We start from the raw sequence: 20821 nt of genomic DNA, 5'->3' as shown, positions 1-20821 counted from the left end.
TTTGACCGTCGAGGGTGACAGTGTCTGCGGCTAGTGTCGAATTTGACCGTCGCCACGCAGGATCCACTTTGTCGAGGTGAGCTCTTCAAGCCCCATGGGCCCACGTGCATGCAATTTTTGAGTTGAGATGCCGATTTCTGCCCCCAGCCCAAATTGACCGCCGTCGGTAAAGCGCGATGACGCGTTGATCATCACAACAGCTGCATCGACTTCTGCGATGTATCGCTCTGCGTTCGACAAGTTCTCTGTAAGGATGACTTCGGTGTGACCCGTAGAGTACATCTCGACGTGCTCGATGGCTTCGGCAATGTCGTCCACAATTTTGACGGACATTTCCATGTCTAAATATTCTGTAGCCCAGTCTTCTTCAGTTGCCGCGACTGCGTCCGTCACCCATGTGGCAGCTGTTGGATCCACGTGGAGCAAGACACCGGATGACTGCAATGTGTTCAGCACGTTCACGCCGGTTTCCTTGGCGTCTTTGTGGATCAACACGGTTTCTGCTGCATTGCACACCGAAGGGCGGTGCGTCTTGGAATTGAAAACGACGTCCACGGCTTTCTGTGGATCGGCCGAGGCATCAACGAACACGTGGCCAACACCAGCTCCGGTTTCAATCACGGGTACGGCGGCTTGCTCGACAACTGTACGGATCAGCCCGGGGCCGCCGCGTGGTATGAGGACGTCGACTCCCCCACGGTAGGTCATCAGCGCATTGGCACCGTCACGTCCAAGTTCATCAATGCCTTGGATGAGGTCTGCTGGCAGACCGTTGGCTTCTAGGGCGTCGCGGAGGACTGAGATGGTCACACCGTTGGTAGTTTCTGCGGCGGAGCCACCGCGCAATATGACCGCGTTGCCGGACTTGATGCCGATGCCAGCAATGTCGACGGTGACGTTCGGGCGGGCCTCATATATGGCACCCACTACGCCCAGTGGGACGCGAATCTGTTGCATGCGAATGCCGTTGGGCAGGTTGTTTCCGCGCAGCACATTGCCGATGGGGTCCGGGAGGCTGGCAAGCTCACCCAGCGCTGAAACAAGCCCGTCGATACGCTCGTCGGTCAGTTGTAGACGGTCCAAGAGGGCATCAGCGGTGTTGTTTTCCTGTCCACGCTGTAGGTCTTTGGCATTGGCCTCGAGAATAGCTGCCCGATTGGCATCGATGGCTTCTGCCATGACCGCCAGTGCGGCATCTTTCTCGGCACGAGATGCCCTGCCCAGAGTCTTCTGCGCGGTGCGTGCAGCCTTGGTGATCGTTGCGATCTGCTGTGTCACGGAATCAAGTTGAACAGTCATGGCGTCATTCTAGTCGTAATGGTCTCGGGAAAGTGATGTCTGCTTCACAATGACCGCATCGTCGGTGTGGATCACAACGCGATCATATTCTGGTCCGAGTTCGTTTCGCAGTTGGCGAGTGGACTTCCCCACCATTGTCGGTAGCTCGTTGGCGGAATAGTTGGTCAGCCCGCGTGCCACAACGATTCCTTCGGAGTTCACAACTTCTACCACGTCACCGGATTCGAATGTCCCTGCGACACCGATTAGTCCGGCGGGTAACAGTGAGCGGTGACGCACCGTAATGGCTTCCACAGCACCATCGTCGATCATGATGCGACCCCGCGAGACGGCCATGTGTTCCAACCACGCATTGCGGGCAGACTTGCGCTCACCCCGCGAGTCGAACCATGTGCCGACGTCTTCTCCATCAATCGCAGCCTGGGCGTTGTCTGCCGAGGTCAGAAACGTAGGGATGCCAGCATCAGTGGCGATCGACGCCGCCTGGAGTTTGGTGACCATTCCCCCGGTACCCACGGCGGACCCAGAGTCCCCGACTGAAACATGGTCCAGGTTGGCTTCTGCCGAGACGTTGGCAATGCGGCGCGCGCCTGATCGTGTTGGTGGGCCGTCATAAAGCGCATCAACGTCTGAGAGCAAGAGCAACGCGTCGGCTTTGACAACGGAGGCGGCCAGTGCGGCCAGCCGATCATTATCGCCGAACCGAATTTCATGGGTCGCCACCGCATCGTTTTCGTTGACGACAGGGATGACGCCGAGGTTGAGCAGCCGGTTCAGGGATCGAAAGGCATTGTTGTACTGCGTACGACGCATCAGGTCCTCTGCGGTGAGCAGGACCTGGGCGACACTAATGGAGTGTTTCCAGAAGGATTCTGAGTACTGTGCCATCAGACGGCTTTGGCCCACGGCTGCAGCCGCCTGTTGGGTGGCCAGATCTTTGGGACGTTTCGCGAGACCCAAGGGTTTGAATCCGGCTGCAATCGCGCCCGAGGAGACTAACACCACCTGCGCACCGCTGTGGTACAGCTGCCCCACGACGCGTGTCAGTGCATCGATCGCGGGGATTGAGACCCCGCCTTGTCCATCGGTGAGCGACGAGGAGCCGACTTTGACCACGATGCGACGAGCATCACGAAGGGTACTGCGATCCGTGACTGGATTGGGCGTAGACAGGTTGGGCGTGGACACTGCAGTTCTTTCTAGTCGTGCTCGGATTCGTCATTGGTCCACATCCCGGAAGACCGTTCGCGTTCCATTTGAGCTTGCGTTGTAGCACGAGCTGCTTTCCGCTCGGCATATTCTTGGCGTTTTTCTTCGCGGGTTGGACGGTGGCGCTCTGCTACCCGCGTATCGCCGCCGCGTGGCCCAGATAAGTGTTCTGCACCGGTGGTCATGGTTGGTTCCCAATCGAATACCACACCGGATTCGTCATCTCCTACGACGACGGCGTCACCGGGAAGTGCGCCTGCATTGAAGAGCGCTTTTTCGATTCCGAGTCGTTCTAACCGGTCGGCCAGGTATCCAACGGCTTCGTCATTGTCGAAATTGGTTTGGGCAACCCAGCGTTCTGGTTTGTCGCCACGGATCCGAAACATGGGTTTCATGCTGCGTTCTTCTTTATTGATGGTGAATTCGCGTGGGCGTGCCCTGCGTCGACGGTGCTGCGGCACAATGGTAATGGTCTCAGGTGTGTGTTCGTCACGCTCTGCGGCTTCGGCTTGTTCAAGGCGAGCTTGGGCGACGAGATCTGCCATCGCGTACTTCAATTGGTCCAGCCCTTTACGGCTCACCGCCGAAATTTCGAAGACACGCAGCCCACGGGATTCCAGTTCGGCACGAGTCATATCGGCCATCGCTTGACCGTCCGGGAGATCCGTTTTGTTGATCACCACGAGTTGCGGGCGCTCGTCTAGGGGAATGAGTTGTTCGCCGCCATCAGTGAGGATGGGTTCTACAGCGTAGGCCGCGAGCTCTTTTTCTAACACGTCGAAATCGGTGATCGGGTCACGGTCAGATTCCAGTGTTCCGGCGTCGAGAACGTGGACGAGTGCGTGGGTGCGTTCGACGTGGCGCAGAAATTCTAGCCCCAAGCCTTTGCCTTCGGATGCGCCAGGAATGAGCCCTGGAACGTCGGCCACGGTGAAACGTGTTCCCCCGGCATCCACGACGCCGAGATTTGGTACCAGTGTGGTGAACGGGTAGTCAGCAATTTTCGGTCGTGCCGCGGAAATGGCGGCAATCAGCGATGATTTGCCGGCTGACGGGAAACCGACCAGGGCAATGTCGGCGACGGTTTTGAGCTCCAGCACAACGCTGCGTTCTTCACCGGGGATCCCCAGCAAGGCAAAACCGGGGGCTTTACGTTTCGGGGACGCTAGCGAGGCGTTGCCCGCTCCGCCGGTGCCGCCGTGAGCGAGGGTGATTTCCTCATACGGGGTCACCAGGTCGTGGAGGATGTTGCCGTCGGGGTCTTTGATGACGGTGCCAACGGGAACAGGTAGGTACAGTATTTCACCATTTTTGCCGTGTCGTAGATCGCCCTTGCCGGGTTCGCCGTTGGTGGCTTTTCGGTGCGGCTGGTGATGGTAGTCCAGCAGGGTGGTGACTTGTGGGTCAGCTACGATCACGACATCGCCACCGTGGCCACCGTTGCCGCCGTCCGGTCCACCGAGTGGTTTGAATTTTTCGCGCAGCACGGAGGTCTCCCCGTGCCCACCGTTGCCCGCGGTGGCATGCACGGTTACATGATCTATGAATTGTGACATGAGGGTCCTCCAGGGTTTTATTGTGAAAACTCAAAGCGGGGACGGACCAGGGGTGGTCCGCCCCCGCTGGAGCGTGAGAAAAAACGAAAGCTACTGGGCTGCAGCTGGGACGATGTCCACAACTTTACGGCCGCGACGGCTGCCGAATTCGACTGCACCGGCTTCTAGCGCGAAGAGGGTGTGGTCCTTGCCGAGACCAACGTTGCGGCCCGGGTGGTATTTGGTTCCACGCTGGCGAATCAAGATTTCACCGGCGGAAACAGACTGACCGCCGAAACGCTTTACCCCAAGGAACTTGGGGTTGGAGTCACGACCGTTACGTGTGGAGCTAGCACCTTTTTTTGTTGCCATGAGTTAAATCCTTTGCGGGTTCTTCCGGGTCAAGCTTACTTGATGTCGGTGATCTTCACGCGGGTCTGGTCCTGACGGTGACCCTGGCGTTTCTTGTAACCGGTCTTGTTCTTGTATTTCTGGATGACAATTTTCTTGCCGCGCATGTGCTCGAGCACTTCGGCAGCAACCTTGACCTTATCCAGATCTTTTTTATCTGAGGTAACCTTGTCGCCATCAACCAGCATCAGGGCAGGTAGTTCAATAGAGCTACCTACTTCATCGGGTTGGCGATCTAGGACTACCAAGTCTCCTTCAGAGACTTTTTCCTGGCGTCCGCCAGCGCGTACAATCGCGTATGCCATTTGGACTCACTTCTCTCGACGTTAATCAAAAATCTTATCAGCTGTTTAAACACCTGAGGGTCTTGGCTCACGAGACAAGTCGCCGATTTTGGACACCAACTGCCAGGTTTCACAGCACCAAACAGGTAGTCTATCGCTTTTCGTCTCGTGATCCAAATTCTGTATCAGCGTGGCGTGCCCGGTGAGGAGATCTCATCGGCTGCGACACCGACCCCCAAAATGGCCGACGTTTTCACAGGTTTATCCTGCTGTTTCGTCTGATCGGTGACACTGGCAGCAAAGCTCTTGCCCTGCTGTTCGGGTTGGTCAGAGGCCTGCTGAATTTGTGTTGCCCCGGTTGGCGAAGACGCTGCACGACGACGCCGTTTGGGTGCTGGTTCTTTGGTGTGCTGCTGGGCAGCATCCGAAGTTTGAGATTGCCCCGCAGGCTGTGGTGATTCAACCTTAGGCTGCTGTGCAGGTTTCGAGTCGTGTTGCTGGTTCGAAGTCTGCTGTTCGCTGTTGGACTGTGACGCTTCACCACGGCGATTATTGCGACGGCGATCTCCGCGGCGTCGACGAGAGGATCCAGAGTGCTGATGCTCATCATCCTGGTCGTCCTGCTGATCTTGGTCTTTTCCGTTGTTGGCTGCAGCAATCGATGCCATTGCGTTGCGTGTCTGCTCGGCTTTGCCGTCGTCGTGACCATTGTATTGCTGGTCTTGTTCTGCGGGCTGGGACTGGTGCTGGTCTTTATTGCGACGGCCGCGACGTGTGCCGGCATCTCCGCCACGACGACGTTGACCGGATGAATCATGCGGTTTGCCACGCTCAACTGGCTCGTCGTGGACGATTATGCCACGACCAGCACAGTGTTCACAGTCGTGCGAGAACACTTCCACCAGACCCGTGCCCATACGTTTGCGGGTCATTTGGACCAACCCAAGAGAGGTGACCTCGGCGACTTGGTGTCGTGACCGGTCACGGCCCAGGCACTCTACGAGACGACGCACGACAAGATCACGATTGGATTCCAGCACCATGTCAATAAAGTCGACCACGATGATGCCACCGATATCGCGCAACCGCAGCTGACGGACAATCTCCTCCGCAGCTTCCAAGTTATTTTTGGTGACCGTTTCTTCCAGGTTGCCGCCTGAACCGGTAAATTTACCCGTGTTGACATCTACCACGGTCATGGCTTCTGTACGGTCAAAGACTAACGAACCACCAGAGGGTAGATTCACTTTCCGATCCAGTGCCTTATGCAGTTGTTCATCAATCCGGAAATGGCCAAACAGATCCATGCCGTTGAATGCTTTGGGATCCCATTTTTCTAATCGATCGACGAGATCGGGTGCCACATAGGTGACATAGGCTTGGATTTTGTCCCAAACCTCATCGCCTTCAACCAACATTTTGGTGAAGTCTTCATTAAATACATCACGAACCACTTTGATCGTCAGGTCAGGTTCGGAGTGCAACAGCTCGGGGGCCAAGACTTTATTCGAGTTGGACTGCTCTTCGATTTCTTCCCACTGCACGCGCAGCCGGTTGATGTCGTTGAGGAGTTCATCTTCGGCGATGCCTTCCGCGGCGGTCCGCACGATGACACCGGTCTTATTTGGCAAGTGTTCTTTGAGAATAGACTTCAAACGGTTGCGTTCAGTATCCGGCAGTTTCCGCGAGATACCGGTCATGCTACCGCCTGGCACATAGACCAAGTAACGTCCGGGCAAGGACACTTGTGCTGTCAGACGTGCACCTTTGTGACCCACCGGATCTTTGGTGACCTGCACCAGTACCGGGTCGCCGGATTTCAGCGCGTTCTCAATTTTCTTGGGTTTGCCATCCAGTTGTGCTGTGTCCCAGTTGACTTCACCGGCATAGAGGACAGCGTTGCGGCCGCGACCAATATCGACGAAGGCCGCTTCCATGGATGGCAGAACATTCTGAACTTTACCCAGGTACACGTTGCCGATTAATGAATCTTGTTGTGTATTCGACACAAAGTGTTCGGCAAAAATACCGTCTTCGAGTACAGCGATCTGGATGCGATCATCGTGTTGCCGCACCATCATTTTGCGCTCAACAGATTCCCTGCGAGCCAAAAACTCGGCTTCTGATACGACATCGTTGCGTTGGCGACCTCGGCGCGAACTGCGACGGCGCTGGCGCTTGGCTTCGAGTCGTGTCGAACCGCGCAGTGAGGTGACCTCGTCAGGTCCAGAAGTTGAAGCCTGGCGCGGGGCACGAACACGGGTCACGGTATCTTCTGGATCCCCGTCACCACCGCCGTCCATTTCTAAGTCAACATTGCCCCGGCGACGTCTGCGACGACGATGCGACACCGTATGTTCCTCATCGATCTCATCATCGCTGTGTTCGTCCTCGCGCGCACCGCGAGGTGAGCGCTTCGGCTGTTGACGCTGATCTTTATTGGCGTTAGCGTCGTCGCGATCGGTGTCATCGCGCTGTTGGTTTTTGTTCCGCTGCTTCTTGTTTTGATTATTTTTCTTCCGCCCGCGGTCCTCACGCGGCTCTTCTTTCGGAGCTTCGCGGCGGCGTACCGGCACCTGCGAGAAGTCTGGGGCTTGAAACAGTAGGCCCGTCGGATCATCTGGCATCGTGGTGCCTGCTGAATGCTGCGCATTATCCGTTTGTGCTTGCGTGTTATCGGCAGCTGTCATGCTGCGCCTCCCGGGCCTAAGCGTGATCCGCACTCATCACGGTTAGACCGAATCCGGTTGTGCGTACGCCGCATTGGCTTATACGCACTACGAAAAAGCCTAATATGAACCGGTCTGTGCCGGAGCCAGCAGAAGCGTCCAAGACAATTCAAAAACTTCAGGTGCTCGCAGTCGGGGGATTCAACATCCTTTTCACTATGATGGAATCTACCGTCGCAACCGCAAGCCATAAAGCTTCCGCAGGACCAAACGGGTGTGCGTGCCCGTAGAGGTCTCCACTATTGTGACATACTTTGCGCAAAAACTCGCCATTAGACTCTAATTCTCAGCTTCCGGCCTTATACTCGGCCCTGTGAATACCGCCATAAAAGATACGAGTGACGTTGAGTCGCGCCCCTGGTACGCCCACAGTTTTGGAACAGCAATTCTATTGCTGATCACCGGAGTGGTCGGCATGATTGCCACCTTGGTGTTGACCTATGAGCGTGTCCAACTTTGGATGGATCCCGCGTATGTCACCTCGTGTGATGTCAATGTATGGGTCTCATGTGGCACAGTCATGCAGTCCTGGCAGGCCTCCCTCTTTGGGTTCTCCAACCAATTTATTGGACTCATTGGATTCGCGATCGTCATCACGATCGGGATGGCGATTATGGGTGGTGCCCGTTTTTCAAACTGGTGGTGGCATGCCACATCCATCGGACTCACGCTGGCGATGATCTTCTGCTTATGGCTCTGGACCCAGGCTGTTTACAGTATCAACACGCTGTGTCTGTATTGCATGATCGTATGGGCCGTCACGATCCCGGCCGCGATTCTGATTTTTGCCCGCAATGTCTGCCACGACTTGATCAAAGTCACACCACGAACGAAGATGATAATAACGACGGCCGCCTGGCCGACGATCATCTTGTTATACGTGGTGATCGGCGCATCGATCTTGCTCCGCTTTGGCGAAGCAATGTTTTAGGACACCTTTGGACGCCAACACATTCAATGCCATGCCTCGACCAGAATTGACCCACCCATATGTCGAGGCCAGACATGCCGCATCGGTCATTATGCTGCGTCAAGCAGCAAACACCTTAGAAGTCTATGTACAGCATCGGGCAACCACGATGGACTTTGCTGCAGGTGCCGTAGTGTTTCCCGGAGGTCGCACCGATGCCGAAGATGCCGACTTTGATTTTGGTACAGCGGCTCGTCCGGTACTGAACACACATGTACATGGCTGGCAGAAGACCTCGCTAGCATCGCAGCACGCGAACCAAGCGTTTACCAATTCATCGATGATGTTACGCACGGGACTGCGTGAAGTGGAAGAAGAAACCGGCGCGAGGCTCCAACCAGATCTCATGCATCCGTGGGCGAACCTCACCACACCGGTGGGGTATCCGAAACGCTTCGATACGTTCTTCTATATAGCTACACCAGATGAGGATGTGCTGCCAGAAAATATCACCACTGAGGCCACACATGCCGAGTGGTGCAGTATCCAATCCATCCTCGACGATGCCGCAGCAGAACGGATCGCCCTCATGCGGCCCACCAAGTTTCTGCTGACAAACATTTTAGAACGTGGTTCGATTAAGGCGCTTTTCGTTGGCGACCAGGTGGTTGAACCGATCCATGGTCTTTAGGCAAACAGGACTTTTTATCCTTCCCAGTGGATAGGTGCACACCCGAACATCGTTCGGAAGCTCCTGCTAAAAGTTGCTGGACTCTCAAAACCCACCCGACGGGCAATTGACGCGACGCTGAGATTTGTGGTGCCTCGTTGCGCAAGCATCCGCGCAGCATGACCTAAGCGTACTTCCCGCAGATAACGTCCAGGCGTATCTTCAACGGCACGAAACGTGAGATGGAGTTTCCGAACAGAGATGTGATGAGCTGCTGCTAGGCGCTCAACTGATAATTTCGGGTTGCGAAAGTGCTCATGAATGTAGCTTTTCAGGATCTCCAACGTTGACGGGTCTGAGTCCCATGAAAACTCCCGTTGATACAGCGCAGTGCGCAAAACACTCCTGAGCAACGATGTGCTGGTGTGGACAAATGTAGAGCCGACTGTTGAGCTGGCTTGAGTGTGCTCTCGGGAAATGCCGTATAGGAGCCCTCCAAGTGCCGACACGCCTGGCACGGAAGGTTCAAATGCACGCGCACATAGCTGACTAACAAGATTTTCCGTAAGCTCAAGTGCATCTCGAGGGATCTTTAAGACAAGCAGCTCCTGATCCCGGGAGCGATGATCAAGCGTGTACGGGCGATTCGCTTCGTACAAGACGGCGCTGCCAGGTGCCACTACAGCGGTGCGGTGATGCTGATGAACATAACTCGTGGACCGAACTTGGACTGACAGCAACAGATCATTATGCTCACTGCGGCGTGCAAGCGACTCAGTCCGTTCCACATGGACTTGATTGGAACGAATATGCGACAGCGATACCTCGTTCGATAGCTTTGTGTTGTGTAACGAAGCGTGAAAACCAGGTCCTCCCTGAGTACATCGCAGCGGTACGAAGGCTTGACTCGACACGATCTCCCAGTCATGAATATCACTGACTGACAGTTCCGTCATCGCGTTTCCTTTCAGTGCGTGCCCCTCGGTCCGATAACCGAGCAATTGCAGAAATTGTTAGCTAGCGTGCAGAAAACGCTAACGACAGGAGGTGACTCTGATCATAGCATTGGAGATACTTACTTAGACGAAATATCCGTAGCACTGAGGAGTGACAATGAACGAGACAGTACGAGTCGCAGCAGTCCAAGCCGAGCCCGTTTGGTTGGATCTTGATGCCACAACCGATAAGACTATCGACCTAATGCGTGAAGCCTCCGAGAGTGGCGCGCAGTTAATTGCTTTTCCGGAAACGTGGATTCCAGGGTATCCAGTCTTTCTGTGGTCACATTCCGTATTCGAACAAATGGATTTTGTGGCGCGTTACCGTGCCAATTCGATGAGCATTGACAGCGACCAAATCCGAAAGATCCGTGAGGCAGCTAGCCAATACTCAATCAGCGTTGTATTAGGCTTCAGTGAGAAAGACGGTGGCTCACTCTACATGGCTCAAATTATCATCGACGAGACCGGCGAGATTGTACTGCATCGGCGTAAGCTTAAGCCGACCCATGTTGAACGGACCCTATTTGGAGAGTCAGATGGCAGTGGTATCAAAGTTGTCGACACGGCTCTTGGGAGAATAGGGGCTTTAAACTGTTTCGAACATCTGCAGCCCCTCACGAAGTATGCGATGTACACACAAAACCAGCAGATCCATGTGGCAGGTTGGCCATGTCTAGGCGTGATGGGAGATGTGCCCGCGCTCAGTCCGGAAACGATCATGGCATGTTCACAAACCTATGCGCTCGAAGGCGGCACGTTTGTAATTACGGCGACACAGATCATGTCTGATGAAGGAGCTATGGCATTCCCCACGGTTGGGGGAAAGCCTAGCCCGGTCTACACGGGTGGCGGTGGATACGCCCGTGCATATGGACCTGATTCGACGTTGCTAACTGAACCTTTAGACCCTGCAACAGAAGGCCTCGTCTTCGCGGACCTGGATTTCGGGGCCATAGAAGCCGCCAAACTCACTCTTGATCCCGCTGGACACTACTCGCGGCCGGATGTTACTGCCCTGTTATTTGATAACCGGCCACAGGCTCCAGTAGTACAAACGCAAAAACTGCCTCAAGCATCCTGGCATGAAGAGAATCTGTCTTCTAGTGCACTCGATACTGAACCGACACCGATAGATATGTAACCCCATAAAGGCAGCGCAGGCACCGATTTTGTACCGGTGCCTGCACTATAAAAGCTGTTGTTCTTAGCCGAACCAAATGTCCATCTCACGTTGAGCTGACAACGTGGAATCGGAGGCGTGAATGAGATTTTTTTGCACGCCTTCGCCCCAGTCGCGGCCAAGGTCACCGCGGATGGTCCCTGGTTCGGCCAGCGTTGGATCTGATATGCCGGCTAGTACTCGGATTCCTTCAATCACACGTTCGCCTTCGACAATTGCGGCGACAATCGGACCTGAGGCCATGAAGTTCACGAGCGGTTCAAAGAATTCTTTGCCCTCGTGTTCTTCGTAGTGCACGGCGAGCATCTGAGGGGTCGCATTGAGCATGTTCAGTTCGACGATCTGGTAACCCTTACGCTCAATACGCGACAGTATTTCGCCGGTAAGGCCACGTTCCACACCATCGGGCTTTACGAGTACAAGTGTGCGTTCGGGCTGGCTCATAACTACCTCATTCATCAGATGCTTCGGCGAACGCGGTGTGCGTTGCCGTACATGATCATACCTAATCGGTGTCTGTTTCCACACCATGTTCACGCTCCCAGGCTGCTTGCTCTGCGGCGCGTTTCTGATTGTCTATATCGATCTGTTTTCCTTTGACCACGGCATACCACCAGGCCAGTGCAAATGCGATGCCAACAAAGAATCCGAATGGTTCCAAAAACCCGGAAGCGATGAGCAGCACTTGGATGATCCACCCGATGGCGATACCCAGTGGTTTGGTCACCATCCGTGCGGTGGCGCCGGCGATCACGGCGAGCACGAGGCTACCGACCAGCATCCACACACCACCGTTGTCTTGGTGGAGCCCGAACAGCATCAGACCGAAAAACGCAATGACAAAGGCTTCACCCAATAAGACGGTGGCGGTAAAGAGCACGAAGATGGAGCGTTGCTTCTTCTGCTGGCCGGGCTGCCACTCGCGTTGGCTTTTCGTTTCACGATCAGGACGCCATGATTCTTTGCCTGGCGTCGTGTGTTCCTCAGGACTCATCGTCCTCCTCCTTATCATCGTCAAAGAAGGTGCTGAAGTCGTCGTGTTCGGCGACTTCTACTGAAGCGTCGGGACTTTCAGTCTCGGCCCCGAGCAGTTCGCGGACCTGGCCCACCAGCGTAATGGAACCGGTGACCAGTACCCCCGCTCCCCCGGTGCCTGCGGTCAGTGACCGGCCGGCTTCTTGCACGCGGGCGTCAATGTCACGCACACCGCGAACCGCCCAGGCCATAGCATCAACTACTGATTGGGTCGTGAACAGCTGGTCTTCGTCCCAGCCCGCGTCTAAGGCAATTTCGGTCAGTTGTTCGGGTTCGATAGCACGCGGTGAGTTCGACTTGGTGATCGCCAAGTGTTCAATCTCGTCACCGAAGTGGTCGAAAAGTGCGGTCAGGATCCCCAGCGCGTCCTTGTCGTCAAGAACACCAACCACAAGACCCAGTGCCGAGAAATTGAAGGTCTCACGCAACGTGGTAGCGGTGGCTTCAATCCCCTGCGGATTATGTGCGGCGTCAATGACCAGCGACGGGTTGGTGCGCAATAATTCAAGACGGCCTGGGCTGGTGACCTGCGCAAGACCGTCTTGGAGCACATCCTGGTCCAATGGCTGCTCTCCGGCGCCAAGAAATGCTTCCAGTCCAGCGATGGCCACGGCCAGATTTTGCACCTGGTGGGCACCGTGTAATGGCAGGAACAGGCCGTTATATTCAGCGGCGATGCCCTGTATCGACACCTGTTGTCCGCCCACCGCCACCGAACGGTGGGTGACCCCAAATTCAACGTTCTCAAATCGGAAGTTGACCTGCTTTTCCCGGGCTGCGTCCAAGAGCACCTGTGCTGCTTCTGGCTCTTGGGCTGCCGAGATAAGGTAACCGTCCTCTTTGATGATGCCGGCTTTTTCCACGGCAATGACACCCGGGGTGTCCCCAAGTAAATCGGCGTGATCAACCGCAATCGGTGTGACCACCGAGACTTGAGCGTCGGCGACATTGGTGGCATCGGTAATTCCACCCAGACCGACTTCCAGGACCATTACGTCCACGGGTGCATCGGCGAAAATCGCAAAGCCTAGTGCGGTGACCGTTTCGAAGTAGGTGAGTTTTTGTTCTCCGGCTTCCTCGAGTTGGGCATCAATGATGTCGATTAGCGGTGCGATCTCATTGTAGATACGAACAAACGTCTCGTCTTCAACGGGTTGGCCGTCCAGCGTGATGCGTTCTGTGACGTGCGACAAATGCGGCGAGGTGTAGCGCCCGGTTCGCAGACCGTGGGCAATGAGCACCTGTTCGATGATGCGAGCCGTCGTGGTTTTGCCGTTGGTTCCGGTCAAGTGAATGACCGGTGCGCTGTCCTGGGGGTCGCCCAGTAATGCCATGACATCGCGCATGGGTTGCATTCGGGGCTCCATTTTATTTTCGGGAGCCCGCGATAACAGGTGTTCATAGACCTGTTCGGCGGTTTCAAACATTAGGCGTCGACTTTCTGCACGGTGACTTCTACTGCTTTCGTGGCGTCTTCGGCCGCTGATTCGCGTGGGTCGGGCGTATCGGTCGCCTCAAACGTCACCTGGAGGGACAGCGTTTCATTGCTGATCAGCGCCTCGTGTGCGCTGATGGCTTCGATGACGGGTGTCGGACCGGTGATGACCGTGTGTATACGGTCCGAGACGTTCAGGGCTGCATCACGCCGGGCCGATTGTACGGCTCGGATGACGTCGCGGGCTGCACCTTCGGCGGCCAACGCATCGTCGACCGCGGTGTTGAGAATCACGAAGCCCGATGGAATGACGGCTACGGCTGTCTCCGGGTTGTCTGGATCATCTTCGACGACGGTGGACAGCGTGTATTCGGCTGCTTCTAGGTCGATACCGCCGGCGGTGACCGTGCCGTCATCGGCAATCGACCAGTCATCGGTCTTGGACGCCTTAATGACGGTCTGGACGCTCTTGCCCAGTCGTGGACCGGCGGCACGAGCGTTGACGGTCAACTGCTGGGAAATGCCGAAGTCCTCGGCAGAAGTTTTCGCCACATCGACCAGTTTGATGTGCTTGAGGTTCAGCTCATCGGAGAGGATGTCGGTAAATGCGTCGGTGAAGCGCTCGATGTGTGGCACCACCACGGTGAGTTCGGCCAGTGGCAGACGCACTCGACGGTTGGCGCCTTTGCGAAGCGACGATGCCGAGGAGGCGATGGTACGGACCAGTTCCATCGTTTCTTGCAGCTGTACTGCTGCATCACCCGATGGGAACAGGTCAGCGTCCGGGTAATCGGTCAGGTGCACCGAACGACCACCGGTCAGACCGCGCCAGATTTCTTCGGCCACCATGGGCATCAGCGGTGCTGCGGCGCGAATGAAGGATTCAAGCACGGTGTACAGCGTGTCCAGTGCTTGGGTGTCCTCGGCAAAGAAGCGCTGACGTGACCTGCGGATATACCAGTTGGTCATGGTGTCCATGTAGCTACGAATGGTGACGGTTGCACCCGAGACGTTGTAGTCGTCAAGGGCCGCTTTGACCTCGCGCAGCATCGTGCCGGAGGCGGCCAAAATGTACTGGTCCAGTGGATCCGTGGATTCATAGCGCAGTTGCGCTTCGTAGCCACCTGGGCGGTTGCCGCCATCGGTGGCCGAGTTGGCGTACAGGCTAAAGAAGTGCCACACGTTCCAGGCCGGCAAGATGGCCTGACGGGCTGCTTCACGAATGCCTTCCTCGTTCACGATGAGGTTGCCGCCACGCAGGATGGGTGAGGCCATGAGGAACCAACGCATCGCATCCGAGCCGTCGCGGTCAAGCACCTCGTTGACATCCGGGTAGTTCTGCAGAGACTTAGACATCTTGTTACCATCCGAGCCCAGCACAATGCCGTGGGAGATGACGTTGTTGAATGCGGGACGGTCAAATAAGGCGGTACCCAGCACGTGCATAGTGTAGAACCAGCCGCGGGTTTGGCCAATGTATTCCACGATGAAGTCAGCCGGGTTGTGGGTGTCGAACCACTCCTTGTTTTTCATCGGGTAGTGGACCTGGGCATAGGGCATCGAACCGGAGTCGAACCACACATCCAGCACGTCCTCAACACGGCGCATCATGGATTTGCCGCTCGGGTCATCTGGGTTGGGCCGGACGAGTTCGTCGATCCATGGACGGTGCAGATCAATCTCACCCTCGGCGTTGCGTGGCAGCGTGCCGAAGGCTTCTTGGATTTCGTCCAGCGAACCGTAGACCTCGAGCCGCGGGTAGTTGGGGTCATCTGATTCCCACACCGGGATGGGTGAGCCCCAGTAGCGGTTGCGCGAGATCGACCAGTCGCGAGCGTTTTCGAGCCATTTGCCGAACTGTCCGTGTTTGACGTTGCCCGGGATCCAGTTGATGTCCTCGTTGTGGGCCAGCATGTCGTCTTTGAAGTCGGTGACCTTGACGTACCAGGAGGTGATCGCCCGGTAAATCAACGGTGTGTGGCAGCGCCAGCAGTGTGGGTAGGAGTGGTCATAGGACTGTTCCCCCAAAAGTGAGCCTTGGGCGCGCAGTGCACGGATGATCGTGCGGTTGGCTTCGAACACCTGGACGCCGGCGATGTCTTTGAGTGCGCCGCCGCTGACCGATTCGTCTGCGAACAGTGGTAAGAATTTCGCGCCCTCATCGACCGATAGGATTACCGGGATGCCGTGGGCTTCGTTGACTCGCTGGTCTTCTTCACCATAGGCAGGAGCCTGGTGCACCAGCCCGGTGCCGTCCTCGGTTGAGACATAGTCGTCGGTGAGGATGCGGAAGGCATTTTCGGTGCCGTAAGTTTCGGCATCGGCAAAGTAGGTGAACAGTGGTTCATACACTAATCCAGCAAGTTGTGCTCCGCTGTAGGTTGCCGAGATGGCTTCGACTGCGGCGTCAGCGTCGTCGTAGCCGAGCACTTTGGCATGTGCACCGACCCGGTCGGTTGCCAACAGCACCTTTTGTGCGCTGAATGTGTCGACTTCAGCTGCTACGACCGGAACGATGGCGTATTCGATGTCCGGGCCGGCGGCGACCGAGGCGTTGGTTGGCAGCGTCCACGGGGTGGTCGTCCAGGCCAGAACCCCGACGCCGGTCAGCGCATCGGCAATGTCTTGGGTCGCTCCACCGGCGGGGACCAAGTCAGGATTGTCGGGCAGTCCGGTGATTTTGAACTGGATGGTAACCGACGGGTCTTGACGCATCTTATAGACGTCGTCATCCATACGCAGTTCGTGGTTGGACAGCGGTGTTTCGTCATTCCAGCAATACGGCAGCACACGGAAACCGCGATAGGTCAGGTCACGTTCATGCAGGGTCTTGAAGGCCCAGATGACCGATTCCATAAACGATGGGTTCAGGGTCTTGTAGTCGTTTTCGAAATCAACCCAGCGCCCCATGCGGTTGATGTATTCTTCCCATTCCTGGGTGTACTCCAGCACTGAGGCACGGCAGGCGTCGTTGAACTTGTCGATGCCCATCTCTTCGATTTCGGCCTTATCGGTCATGCCGAGTTGTTTCATGGCTTCGAGTTCGGCTGGCAGCCCGTGGGTGTCCCAACCGAAGCGACGTTCCACACGGCGTCCCTGTTGGGTTTGGTAGCGGGCCACGAGGTCTTTGACGTAGCTGGTCAGCAGGTGGCCGTAGTGGGGTAGCCCGTTGGCAAAGGGCGGGCCATCGTAGAAGACGAATTCGTTATTTTCGCCGTCAATTTCTGCCGGACGGTTGTCTATCGACGCTTTGAACGTGCCGTCCTCGTCCCAGTATTTGAGGATCGATTCTTCGATGGCGGGCAGATTTGGCGTTGATGGTGTGGAACCAGATTTGACCCACTGTGGGTGGGAACTTGCCAGAGGGTACACAGTGACCTTCCTTGCATCGACAGCATTGTGCGGTGTGCAAGGACGCCAGTTGGCGCGGTACCACCCTGCTTATCTTGGCATCCAAGATCGCTTATTGCAGCTGTATCGGGCTGACCCGTTCGGTTCTACTAGGCAGTGGGCCTGCTGTTCTTCCGAAGCACTCCCCGATGATGGTCGGATCACTGCGCAATCGCCACCATCCTACAACACTTTCAACGGCTACTCGGTGTCGCGAATCAGCTTGTGTTGAGCGGCTTGTTTGACCGGACGCATCACAATTTGATCCAGGTTAATGTGGTGGGGCAAGTTCACCGCGTAGGCACATACTTCGGCGACGTCTTCGGCCGTGAGAGGTTTGCTCACGCCCGCATAGACATTTTCGGCTTTAGACGCGTCGCCACGCATTCTGTTCAGCGCAAACTCTTCAGTTTTCACGAGACCGGGGAGTACTTCGACCACACGGATATTGTGCTCGGCTTCTTCCAACCGCAGCGCCCCGGTGAGCGCGTGCTGACCGAACTTCGCAGCGTTGTATCCCCCGCCCCCTTCGTAGGCCACGGTCCCCGCGGTCGAGGTTAGGTTCAAGATGGTTCCGGCACCGTGGTCTCGCAGCATCGGGAGAAACGTCTGGATGATGCGCAACGACCCCATGACGTTCGTTTCGATCATCCACTGCCAATCGGAGATCTGCGCGTCAGCGACGGATTCAGCACCCATCGCACCGCCGGCAATATTGAGGATGGTATCGATGCCGCCCTTCTCCTGCACCGTGGCAAAGAGTTCACTGATCGATGCGTCGTCGGTGACATCTGTGACGACCGGAATAAGCGACCCCGGGCCTTCGGCGCAGTCGCTGCTCAAGGACTCGAGGTTTTCCTTGCGTCGTCCGGCGGCAAACACCGTCCATCCAGCAGAAACCAGTTGCATTGCGGTCGCGCGGCCAATTCCTGAAGTTGCACCTGTGACAAGGGCTGAAGGCTGTGAATCTGTCATGCACACCACCCTAGAACAGCAGTAGGCAAATATCGATTCTTGAGGGCTTGTCAGCTGCCAGATAACGCACAGGAATATGAAACAATGGTGGCCATGGCTGAAAATACACTGGGCACCGACTCGCCCACAACGGTAAATGTTCCAGATCGTGTTGGTTTGGAAGGACTTGAAGAAAAATTTAGCACTCGGTGGGAAGAAGACCGGGTGTACGCATTTGATCCTGAGACCACTCGTGACGAGGTCTTTTCGATTGATACGCCTCCACCCACGGCGTCAGGTTCACTCCATGTTGGACACGTCTTTTCTTATACCCAAACAGATGTCATCGCGCGGTTTATGCGCATGTGCGGTAAGAACGTGTTCTATCCAATGGGCTGGGACGATAACGGTCTGCCAACCGAACGACGGGTACAGAACTTTTTCGGTGTTCGCACCGATACCAGTGTGCCGTATGATCCGACGTATCAGCCACCTGCACAACCGGCGAAGAACCGCCGCGATTGGGATGTGGTCTCACGGCAGAACTTCATCGAACTGTGCCTTGCTCAGTCCCGCGATGACGAAGAGGTCTACGAACAGTTATTTACCCAGCTGGGGCTCTCCGTTGACTGGGATCTGAGCTACCGCACCATTGATGCACACTCCCGTGAGATCTCACAGCGTGCCTTTCTACAAAATCTTGCTGATGGTAAGGCATATAATGCCGAAGCTCCGACCATGTGGGACGTCAGTTTCCAAACGGCCGTTGCCCAAGCCGAACTCGAAGATAAAGAAGTCCCGGGCGCGTATTACCGGTATGCGTTTTATGCTGATGACGGTTCCGAAATCTTTATTGAAACCACCCGTCCAGAGCTGTTGCCAGCCTGTTCGGCCCTGGTAGCTCACCCCGACGATGAGCGCTATCAGCACCTGTTTGGCAAAACCGTGACCTCGCCGCTGTTTGATGTGGCCGTCGAAGTGTACCCCCACCCACTGGCACAGCAGGATAAAGGTGCCGGTATCGCCATGGTCTGTACGTTCGGCGACCAGAACGATATCACCTGGTGGCGTGAGCTGCAGCTGCCCACCAGGACTCTGATCGGTCGCGATGGTCGTTTTGCGCGTGAGACTCCAGAATGGATCACCTCCGATCGTGGTGTACAGAACTATGCCGAAGTTGCTGGCAAGACCGTCTTCTCCGCGCAGAACGCCGTCGTTGAGATGCTCAAGGACGCTGCATTACTCGATGGCGAGCCAGAGAAAATCACCCACGCAGTCAATTTCTTTGAGAAAGGCGACAAGCCACTTGAAATCGTGACGTCGCGCCAGTGGTATTTGCGCAACGGTGGTCGGGACACCGACCTGCGGAACGCTTTGATCGAACGTGGCAATGAACTGGAATGGCACCCAAGTTTCATGCAGTCGCGTTACACGAACTGGGTAGAGAACCTCACCGGTGACTGGCTGGTGTCACGTCAGCGAGTCTTCGGTGTGGCAATCCCCCTGTGGTATCGCCTGGATGCTGACGGCAACACGGATTACGACAGCCCCATTGTGCCGGCTGACGCCCAACTGCCAGTCGACCCGGTCGAGGATGTGCCCGAAGGGTATACGGCAGCTCAACGAGACGTTCCCGGTGGTTTCACAGGAGATCCGGATGTCTTAGATACCTGGGCGACTTCGTCACTGTCACCGCAGATTATTGGCCGGTGGTCCAAAGATGACGACTACTTCGCAAACGTCTTCCCTTTCGATCTGCGCCCCCAGGGCCACGATATTATTCGGACCTGGCTCTTCTCCACGGTGGTTCGGGCAGATCAGCTGCAGAACTCCATTCCGTGGAAGCACACCGCACTTTCCGGGTGGGTGCTGGATCCCCATCGTCAAAAAATGTCCAAGTCCAAAGGCAATGTCGTGGTGCCATCGGATATTTTAGAACAGTTCGGCACGGATGCTGTCCGGTACTGGGCAGCTTCAGCCCGCTTGGGTGCCGACACGGCATACGAGGTCAACCAGATGAAGATTGGTCGTCGTTTGGCGATCAAACTGTTGAATGCTTCGAAGTTCGCGCTGAATCTTGGAGCAACAGAAGACAAGATCCTGCACAACGCCGACGACGCCGCCGTGGTTACTCACCCGTTGGATCAGTCGCTATTGGCCCAGTTGCATGAAGCAATTACCCAAGCCACCAAGGCGTTTGAAAAATACGATTATGCTCGTACGTTGAACCTCGTCGAGACATTCTTCTGGCACTTTACCGATGACTATATCGAGCTCATTAAGGACCGTGCATACGGTTCTCGTGGTGAAGCCGAGCAGGCATCCGTGGTGGCAACGCTTGCCACCGCATTGGATGCACTGTTGCGTTTGATGGCGCCATTCCAGCCGTTTGCCACCGATGAGGTGTGGTCTTGGTGGCGCAAGGGCTCGGTGCACGCAGCGGCTTGGCCCGGTCTTGAACCAGAATTGGCGGGTATTGCCGCCGCGTCGCAGGCCGGTGACGTTGATGTGCTGACCACGGTGACTCGTGCGATCTCGCGTATTCGCAAAGCCAAGTCCGATGCCAAGGTCAAACAGCGTACCCAGGTGCTCACTGCCACGATTACTGCCGTTGAAGATCGGGTCACTGAGCTTGAGGCCGGTCTTGATGATTTGCGAGCGGCCGGTAATGTGCGTGAGCTTACGCTTGAACAGGGCGAGGCTGTCACGACTGACGATGGCGAGACCATTGATCTCCAGCTGACTGCTATTACACTGGCTGACGCCGAGTAGTAGCTGC

15 protein-coding genes and 1 pseudogene are annotated in these 20821 nt (G+C 56.1%); 4 read left to right on the top strand and 12 right to left on the bottom strand.

Annotated elements, in window-relative coordinates; translation table 11 throughout:
* Positions 1 to 30: 30 nt before the first annotated feature.
* The 6 genes and pseudogenes from ACYVJT_RS00420 to ACYVJT_RS00395 all read right to left on the bottom strand — a co-directional run.
* Positions 31 to 1299, bottom strand: a complete 1269-nt coding sequence (locus tag ACYVJT_RS00420; RefSeq protein ID WP_343959155.1) for a glutamate-5-semialdehyde dehydrogenase — start codon at positions 1297 to 1299, stop codon at positions 31 to 33.
* A gap of 9 nt (positions 1300 to 1308) precedes the next feature.
* Positions 1309 to 2487: a glutamate 5-kinase gene (gene proB, locus ACYVJT_RS00415; protein WP_343959157.1), complete on the bottom strand. Its 1179-nt coding sequence runs from the start codon at positions 2485 to 2487 to the stop codon at positions 1309 to 1311.
* 11 nt (positions 2488 to 2498) lie between these two features.
* Positions 2499 to 4064, bottom strand: coding sequence for a GTPase ObgE (obgE, locus tag ACYVJT_RS00410; RefSeq protein ID WP_343959159.1), 1566 nt, complete (start codon positions 4062 to 4064; stop codon positions 2499 to 2501).
* Between the two features lie 90 nt (positions 4065 to 4154).
* Complete coding sequence (gene rpmA / locus ACYVJT_RS00405; RefSeq protein WP_343959161.1) at positions 4155 to 4415, bottom strand: 50S ribosomal protein L27; 261 nt, start codon at positions 4413 to 4415, stop codon at positions 4155 to 4157.
* A gap of 35 nt (positions 4416 to 4450) precedes the next feature.
* Positions 4451 to 4759, bottom strand: coding sequence for a 50S ribosomal protein L21 (rplU, locus tag ACYVJT_RS00400; protein WP_343959163.1), 309 nt, complete (start codon positions 4757 to 4759; stop codon positions 4451 to 4453).
* A gap of 806 nt (positions 4760 to 5565) precedes the next feature.
* A pseudogene (locus ACYVJT_RS00395) lies at positions 5566 to 7419 on the bottom strand (Rne/Rng family ribonuclease); the annotation flags it as partial.
* 361 nt (positions 7420 to 7780) lie between these two features.
* On the opposite strand from ACYVJT_RS00395, the gene ACYVJT_RS00390 reads away from it, so the two are divergent.
* Together ACYVJT_RS00390 and ACYVJT_RS00385 are read left to right on the top strand one after the other, a co-directional pair.
* On the top strand, positions 7781 to 8398 hold the full coding sequence (locus tag ACYVJT_RS00390) for a vitamin K epoxide reductase family protein (protein WP_343959167.1): 618 nt from the start codon (positions 7781 to 7783) through the stop codon (positions 8396 to 8398).
* Positions 8399 to 8429: 31 nt separating this feature from the next.
* Positions 8430 to 9068 carry an NUDIX hydrolase gene (locus ACYVJT_RS00385; protein ID WP_343959169.1) on the top strand — a complete coding sequence of 213 codons (639 nt, stop codon included), beginning with the start codon at positions 8430 to 8432 and terminating at the stop codon, positions 9066 to 9068.
* Positions 9069 to 9082: 14 nt separating this feature from the next.
* Here ACYVJT_RS00385 and ACYVJT_RS00380 read toward each other — a convergent pair whose 3' ends face one another.
* Complete coding sequence (locus tag ACYVJT_RS00380) at positions 9083 to 10003, bottom strand: AraC family transcriptional regulator (RefSeq protein WP_343959171.1); 921 nt, start codon at positions 10001 to 10003, stop codon at positions 9083 to 9085.
* Between the two features lie 157 nt (positions 10004 to 10160).
* Between ACYVJT_RS00380 and ACYVJT_RS00375 the strand changes: the two genes are divergently transcribed.
* On the top strand, positions 10161 to 11189 hold the full coding sequence (locus ACYVJT_RS00375) for a carbon-nitrogen hydrolase family protein (RefSeq protein WP_343959173.1): 1029 nt from the start codon (positions 10161 to 10163) through the stop codon (positions 11187 to 11189).
* A gap of 63 nt (positions 11190 to 11252) precedes the next feature.
* Here ACYVJT_RS00375 and ndk read toward each other — a convergent pair whose 3' ends face one another.
* The 5 genes from ndk to ACYVJT_RS00350 all read right to left on the bottom strand — a co-directional run bounded on the left by ndk (position 11253) and on the right by ACYVJT_RS00350 (position 18063).
* Positions 11253 to 11672, bottom strand: a complete 420-nt coding sequence (gene ndk / locus ACYVJT_RS00370; RefSeq protein ID WP_343959175.1) for a nucleoside-diphosphate kinase — start codon at positions 11670 to 11672, stop codon at positions 11253 to 11255.
* Positions 11673 to 11733: 61 nt separating this feature from the next.
* The gene (locus tag ACYVJT_RS00365; protein ID WP_343959177.1) at positions 11734 to 12222 is read right to left on the bottom strand and encodes a DUF4233 domain-containing protein; all 489 of its coding nucleotides are present in this window, start codon (positions 12220 to 12222) and stop codon (positions 11734 to 11736) included.
* On the bottom strand, positions 12212 to 13690 hold the full coding sequence (locus tag ACYVJT_RS00360) for a bifunctional folylpolyglutamate synthase/dihydrofolate synthase (RefSeq protein ID WP_343959179.1): 1479 nt from the start codon (positions 13688 to 13690) through the stop codon (positions 12212 to 12214). The genes ACYVJT_RS00365 and ACYVJT_RS00360 overlap by 11 nt, the downstream gene beginning before the upstream one ends.
* Complete coding sequence (ileS, locus tag ACYVJT_RS00355; RefSeq protein ID WP_425579889.1) at positions 13690 to 17070, bottom strand: isoleucine--tRNA ligase; 3381 nt, start codon at positions 17068 to 17070, stop codon at positions 13690 to 13692. The genes ACYVJT_RS00360 and ileS overlap by 1 nt, the downstream gene beginning before the upstream one ends.
* Positions 17071 to 17289: 219 nt before the next feature.
* Positions 17290 to 18063, bottom strand: coding sequence for an SDR family oxidoreductase (locus ACYVJT_RS00350; RefSeq protein WP_343959181.1), 774 nt, complete (start codon positions 18061 to 18063; stop codon positions 17290 to 17292).
* A 93-nt stretch (positions 18064 to 18156) separates the two neighbouring features.
* Between ACYVJT_RS00350 and valS the strand changes: the two genes are divergently transcribed.
* A complete protein-coding gene (valS, locus tag ACYVJT_RS00345) occupies positions 18157 to 20814 on the top strand; it encodes a valine--tRNA ligase (RefSeq protein ID WP_343959183.1) in 2658 nt (885 codons plus the stop codon).
* Positions 20815 to 20821 lie beyond the last annotated feature (7 nt).

The organism is Yaniella soli (assembly GCF_054782375.1).
This window is presented reverse-complemented; position numbering and strand designations above follow the sequence as displayed.